The sequence below is a fragment of the Streptococcus orisasini genome, from assembly GCF_001431045.1.
Classification (GTDB): domain Bacteria; phylum Bacillota; class Bacilli; order Lactobacillales; family Streptococcaceae; genus Streptococcus; species Streptococcus orisasini.
On the sequence record NZ_BCLE01000057.1, the window covers coordinates 1 to 5,211 of the forward strand.

The window sequence follows — 5,211 nt, forward strand, 5'->3', positions numbered from 1 at the left end:
TTATTCTAAAATTGGGTGGGAGAATTTTATCCCCCACCCAATAGCCCATAAGAAAGCATGCTGTATTAGATGACTATAAAATCTTCCGCAACTTTTTTCTAAGATGGTCTAACCGTGCATAGATAGCACCCGTCGTTAAATGCACAAGCGGGGCAATCTCTTTTGTGGAATACCCTTTCATTTTCAGCAGAACGATTTGCAGTGTACGCCTGTCCACCGTAAGTAATGCCTGATACAGATTTTCATCTTCGATTTCATCCAGTAAATCTTCAACGGTCTTTACTTCGGCTGACTGTTCCCTGTCTGCCATTCCCTCAAGGTATTCCCCGAAATCGCTTGTCCAATGGTAAAACCGCCTGTTGGAATTAAAGTCTGCCCTGTCGTCAATACGGATTTGTTCGATGGTAGCTTCATCAACTCCATGTTCCCGCAACACTTTTTCCTCGGCTTCTTTCCAGATACGCCACTTCCTGTCCTCACGTCCGTTGTTATATGCCATTCTTTTTTCCTCCAATCAATCTGAATCTTTGAAAACATAAAAATCCAGATTGAAAGGCGGCGAACGACACTTAACACCAATAATAGTCCTGCGGCACTTTCCAACCAAAAACGACAAAAGAAAAACCGCAAAGGCTTTGTGACCTTTACGGTTATGGGAAATACTAATTCTGTTGTATGGAGATTGTACTTCTACCTTCATGGTGGGAAGTACCGTTGCACTGGCAGGGATTTTTTTAACTGGCTTCCCGCCATTCCCTGATGTGCTATGTATAAATAAACTTTGCTTTATATAAGCAGATGGGCAACCGCCCGAAAAAAGGAACATAAAAACCCTCCAAATTTAAAAACAAATTCAGAGGGTAATTTAGGGTATAACAAAATAACCCACCCGAATATCGTTTTTTTTATTTGGTGAGTTTGTTCTTTCAAATACGAAACAAAAAGAGCCGATGATTCGTGAATTGTTCCACAATTTCATCGGCTCTGCGTCTTAAGCGTCTGGCTCTTTGATGACAGTTATCTTCAAGTTGTCAACTTTAATCAATCTTTCTTGTCTGCATTTTGGACAATAAAGGGGATAATTCTTCAAAACAGTGTCCTTCCTAATTTTATTACGGGTTTTGCTCCCACAAACAGGACATAATATCCATTCGCATTTCATCATAATTAGCTTCTAATCCTTTCAAATCTCATTTTATACGACTTATGCAAGCTGTTAGGCTAACTTGTGGAACATATGCCGAACCTTATCTATACGGCTATTCGGGCGGCGGGGTTGGCAAATAAGTTTACCAGTAGCTGGCTGGTATCCTTTTAACTCTGTCAAGCAGACTCCCTGCCCATTTGTGAAATAAGTTAAATCGTTCCTGTATTCTTGAATACATCTGGCAGGGATTTCTCCTTTCAGAATGACCTCGTCATTCTTTATCTGGGTACTTACAATATCTGCACAATACCTTGGGGCATCATGATACGCCCGTGAGAGATATTCCTGCGGTGCATAAGTTTCAAAGTGGAGATATGGCTCTAATAGTTCTGTCCCTGCTTTTTTTAAAGCCTGCTCCAATACGATAGGGGAAAGCAGCCGAAAGTCTGCGGGGGTACTTACAGGACTATAATACAATCCATATTCAAAACAGATTTTACAGTCTGTCACTTTCCATCCATACAGCCCCTGCCCGCAGCCATAGAGAACCCCCTCCATAACCGCATTTTGGAACGATTGGTTTAAATATCCAAGTGAAACTCTGCTTTCATACTGCACTCCGCTTCCAATAGGGAGCGGCTCTATAGACAACCCGACAGAAGCCCAGAAAGGGTTTGGCGGGACTTCTATGTGGATGGTATATTCTGCTTTTCTAAGCGGTCTTTCCATATATATAACAGTAGGCTCTTTTATTTCTGCCTCCACATGATATTTTTCCTCAAGGATGGCACAAATGACTTCCATCTGCACTTTCCCCAAAAAAGAAAGTATAATCTCATGCGTTGTAGTATCCACATAATATTTTAAAAGAGGGTCGCCATCTGAAATTTCTGTAAGTGCCCCAAGCAATATTTCCCGCTGTTCAGATTTCTTTGCTGCAATCGTTGTTTGGAGCATAGGGAGAGGATTTTCAATAAATGTTCTCTGCGGCAACAGCATTTCGTTCCCCAAAATACTGTTTAGCTGCAAAACATCATTTGGTAAAATTACAATATCACCAGAGCAGGCTGTATCGGATGAACATAATTCACCGTTTGTCGGAACACACATCTCTGTGATTTTTATTTTCTCTTTTTCAGATATTCTAATAACATCCCTCAAATGCAATGTTCCGCTATATATACGCACGTAAACAAAACGCCGCCGTTTCTCCGAATATTCAATCTTAAAAACCTGCCCGCATAGTTCAGATTGACCTTCAGGCGTTGATGAATAAAACTTACTGGCAATCACTTCTATAAGCTGCCGAATCCCAAGATTGTTTTTAGCGCTTCCGTGATAAACGGGAAATAACGTTCCGTTTTGGAATCTCCTGTTTTCTTCCTGTTCCAGTTCTGACATTTTAAACGGTTTCCCTGACATATATTTCTCTAATAGTTCATCGTTTCCCATAATTACTGCATCCCACTGTTCCATATCGTCATTGTCCGTTACATTTATATGGGGATGCTGCCCAACCTTTTGCTTCACTATAATTTCCGAAGAAAGCTTTGCTTTCATTTCCCGATATACCATTGGCAAATCAATCCCTTCTTGGTCAATTTTATTGATGAAAAAAATTGTCGGAATCTTCATTGTCTGTAGTGCATGAAACAGTATGCGGGTCTGTGCCTGTATGCCATCCTTTGCAGAAACTAATAATACTGCTCCGTCTAATACGGATAAAGAACGGTATACTTCCGCCAAAAAATCCATATGGCCTGGCGTATCTATAATGTTGACTTTTACATCCTCCCACTGAAAAGATGCCACTGCTGTCTGGATAGTGATTCCCCTTTGACGCTCCAAATTCATTGTATCTGTCCTTGTTGTGCCTTTATCTACGCTCCCTAGTTCTGCAATTGCACCACTGGTATACAATAAACTCTCCGTTAAGGTTGTCTTTCCTGCGTCAACGTGAGCCAGAATGCCTAAGTTAATTATTTTCATGTGATTTTCCTCCTATTAACACCCAAAAAAGGGCATAAAAATACCCAGTGATAAATACTCCTATCACTGGGTAAATAACTCCAATAGCCCCAAAACACTTATATGTTTTCGGGCATATAAAATTACATGATAAAAGTATTCTTAAACTGGGTACAAAAAACTAAGCCCCATATTAAAAGTGAAACGAGACTGCTACTTTTGTTCCCACTATCAAATTGACAGTTTATTTAAGAATACCTTGCCGCATATTTATTAACTCCTTGTATAAAACTGAATTTAATTATATTCCTTAACCCTTTATTTGTCAAGCTGACAAACTAAAGCAGAAAAAGCGGCAGGATTTCACCCTGCCACTAATCATCTGTTTATGCAAAAATAATTTCTTTCCCCACAATCTCCCTCGCACAAGCCCTTATGTTATTCGTTCTTCCAGTCCATTCTAAGGCGTTTTCTTCCTTTAGGCATTCCGTTATGCCCTGTGCTTGCTTCATGCCCTCTATGAGCCGTTCAAAGTGTTCCTGTGCCTGTCTGTCAATGTCGGCAAGGTAAGCATTGAGCCTGCCGCTTGTGAGAAGATTGGTGTATGTAATTTTGCGGTACTCCCGCAGATAGTCCAAGTGCCGCCGTCCGAATAAGTCTATCGACTGTTCCTTTTCGGGTGGTATGGTAAGGCAGGGTAAAATGTATTCGCCTTGCCGTTCGTATCTGCCGCCCATTTCCTCAAAGATTGATTGTACCATTTGTTTTTCCTCCAAATAAGATATTCACTCCATACTCATGTCTGCTATCATTAACACAATTTACGTTTTCTCCTTATCTGGTTTCATACATGTTTGGGAGTTCAAAAAATAGTTAGAGGCATTTATGAAAATAAAAGATTTTTTGATTAAATTTATACCTTTTTCGTTATTTTTTATTGTAGGAATATTTGTTATTTTTGGCTCAAATAATCCACATTATACTATTAGTGGTTCTTATTTTGAGTACAATGACCATCTAATTTCAAATAGCGAAAGTTTAAAGATAACAGAATATACTCAGGGCAATGACAAAATGTTTATCATAGAATTGTATAATGTAGATCTGCCACAAAAAATTTACTACTCTCTAATTCCAGATAGTAAGGGGAAAAAACATATTATTTGAAAAATGAAATTAATGGAAAAGAACTAGAGAATATAGAGATAAAATTTAAAGAAAATAAAATTTTTTTAAGGGAAAAAGATTCTAAAAAAGATTATTGTTTTGTCAAAAATGGAACAAAAGAATATATGGTTATAGCTTTAAAGAGGGTTGAAATAGTGTCAATTCCTCATTTGTTAGGAAATAGTTGAAGGGTTATAATTTTTAATTAAGGAGTTAACATGATAAATTTTGTAACTTCTCCGGACAATAAGAGGAACAATATTTTGGATTGGTTCTTTATCAACTAGACAGAACTATTTTTATGGGTTCAGCTTTTGAAGCTCAGTTGTTGGAGTCAATGCAGTTTGACTTTATTGACCGGGTGCGGTTTCGGGATGTGACCTATGCGCCCAAGATTTTGATTAATAATGCTGAGGAAAAGCGGTTTGTCCTGACGGATTTGCAGGAGGAATTGCTCAAGAGTACGGCCTTTTATTTCTCTGTGGCTTTTGTGACCCAGTCTGGGATTTCCATGATTAAGGCGCAGTTGGCTGATTTGATGATGTAGGAGTGGTTGGATGGTGGTCAGGGAACTTGCTCTTATGATGAGATGGTGAAACGCCACGGCTAAATGCTAAATATTAAATTCGCTATTTATGGATAAACTGGATAGGGGGAACACAAAAGGTCATTGCCAAATGGATTGATAAACATTTGGTAAATGTTGACTTTCCCAAAGCGCCAGGGAAATACCTAACAGGTAATTTATCTGACTGTGTTTGCTTTCGTGAATCTCGGCAAAAAGAAATATTTATAAATGACAAAAGCAAAAAAGGTAAAAAAAAGAGTTGACAAAAGAGAAAGGAGTTGATAGAATATAGTAGTTGCCTCGATACGAGGGAAGCCCTTTGAAAACTGAACAAGACGAAGCAAGTGCGGGTTACGGAAGT

General features: G+C 38.9%; 7 protein-coding genes and 1 pseudogene. 4 read left to right on the forward strand and 4 right to left on the reverse strand.

Annotation, left to right across the window (positions count from 1 at the left end):
- Positions 1–73 precede the first annotated feature (73 nt).
- The 4 genes from SCSH_RS10705 to SCSH_RS10720 all read right to left on the reverse strand — a co-directional run bounded on the left by SCSH_RS10705 (position 74) and on the right by SCSH_RS10720 (position 3,876).
- Entirely contained in the window at positions 74–436 is a 363-nt protein-coding gene (locus tag SCSH_RS10705) for a sigma-70 RNA polymerase sigma factor region 4 domain-containing protein (RefSeq protein ID WP_442477941.1), read from the reverse strand.
- 555 nt (positions 437–991) lie between these two features.
- Positions 992–1,165 (reverse strand): cysteine-rich KTR domain-containing protein, encoded by a 174-nt coding sequence (locus SCSH_RS11015; protein WP_071705139.1) that lies wholly within the window; start codon positions 1,163–1,165, stop codon positions 992–994.
- 51 nt (positions 1,166–1,216) lie between these two features.
- A complete protein-coding gene (gene tet(O), locus SCSH_RS10715) occupies positions 1,217–3,136 on the reverse strand; it encodes a tetracycline resistance ribosomal protection protein Tet(O) (RefSeq protein WP_057491875.1) in 1,920 nt (639 codons plus the stop codon).
- 365 nt (positions 3,137–3,501) lie between these two features.
- The gene (locus SCSH_RS10720; protein ID WP_057491876.1) at positions 3,502–3,876 is read right to left on the reverse strand and encodes a TnpV protein; all 375 of its coding nucleotides are present in this window, start codon (positions 3,874–3,876) and stop codon (positions 3,502–3,504) included.
- A 124-nt stretch (positions 3,877–4,000) separates the two neighbouring features.
- Between SCSH_RS10720 and SCSH_RS10725 the strand changes: the two genes are divergently transcribed.
- From SCSH_RS10725 to SCSH_RS11535, 4 genes and pseudogenes are all read left to right on the forward strand, one after another.
- A complete protein-coding gene (locus tag SCSH_RS10725; protein WP_057491877.1) occupies positions 4,001–4,282 on the forward strand; it encodes a hypothetical protein in 282 nt (93 codons plus the stop codon).
- Positions 4,279–4,470: a hypothetical protein gene (locus SCSH_RS10730; RefSeq protein ID WP_057491878.1), complete on the forward strand. Its 192-nt coding sequence runs from the start codon at positions 4,279–4,281 to the stop codon at positions 4,468–4,470. The genes SCSH_RS10725 and SCSH_RS10730 overlap by 4 nt, the downstream gene beginning before the upstream one ends.
- Before the next feature lie 113 nt (positions 4,471–4,583).
- Entirely contained in the window at positions 4,584–4,829 is a 246-nt protein-coding gene (locus SCSH_RS10735) for a phospholipase D-like domain-containing protein (RefSeq protein WP_193743707.1), read from the forward strand.
- Positions 4,830–4,917: 88 nt separating this feature from the next.
- Positions 4,918–5,113: pseudogene (locus SCSH_RS11535) on the forward strand (hypothetical protein).
- The last annotated feature ends 98 nt before the right edge of the window (positions 5,114–5,211 follow it).